Source organism: Plebeiibacterium sediminum (assembly GCF_026013605.1).
GTDB lineage: Bacteria > Bacteroidota > Bacteroidia > Bacteroidales > Marinilabiliaceae > Saccharicrinis > Saccharicrinis sediminus.
Genome location: NZ_JAPDPJ010000241.1, coordinates 1 through 714, shown reverse-complemented (window position 1 = coordinate 714; position 714 = coordinate 1). Strand labels below are relative to the sequence as shown.

At 33.1% G+C, this 714-nt stretch carries 1 protein-coding gene; it reads right to left on the bottom strand.

Annotated elements, in window-relative coordinates:
• Positions 1-202: 202 nt before the first annotated feature.
• Positions 203-655, bottom strand: a complete 453-nt coding sequence (gene tnpA, locus OM075_RS25285; RefSeq protein ID WP_301193344.1) for an IS200/IS605 family transposase — start codon at positions 653-655, stop codon at positions 203-205.
• Positions 656-714: the final 59 nt, after the last annotated feature.

The following is a 714-nucleotide window of genomic DNA, read 5'->3' as shown; positions in this document are numbered from 1 at the left end:
ATCAATGCCTATCTAATTGGAATAATTTGAAATAATAGATAGTCAACGAGATATCTGGTTTTCATACCAACAATAGCGCCTACAGGCGTAAAGTCAATAGCCCAGCCTAACAGGGCTGGGTTAAACGATATAACTCATTGAGCACCGAAGGTGTGATGTCTATCCCTCTACATAGATCCAAATTTATAGGCTCATAAAATCTTTAATCCCACACATACTGCTCATCGTATTTTACATTATACTTGTTTAGAAATGCAACATATTCATCCTTAAATGATTTGTTTTGATGATGCTTACTTTGTTCTTTAACATACTTACAAACAACATCTATTTGTGTAGGATTAATAGAAAATGCTCCATACCCTTTTTGCCAGAAAAACTTTTCATATTTGTTTCCCTTGGTTTTTATCCATTTAGAAGAATGACTTTTTATGGTCTCCATAAGCTTCATTAGTGCTATCTTTTGCGAAAGAAGAACAACCAAATGAACATGATCATCATGCCCTCCGACAATTATTGGATTACAGTTCAGTTCCCGACAAGTACCTCCCAGATATTTGAAAAGCTCTGTACTTATTTGTTTGTCAATAAAAGGGTAACGATTTTTTGTACTAAAAATAATGTGGGTATAGTTATAAACAAGGGATTGAGGCATGGGATTTAAAATTATTCAAGTCTGATGAATTATTAAGGATGTATTTTACAATGAATATA

What these genes read in the sequence shown, in the direction of transcription:
- tnpA (WP_301193344.1), bottom strand. Translation starts at nt 655, where the DNA reads ATGCCTCAATCCCTTGTTTATAACTATACCCACATTATTTTTAGTACA.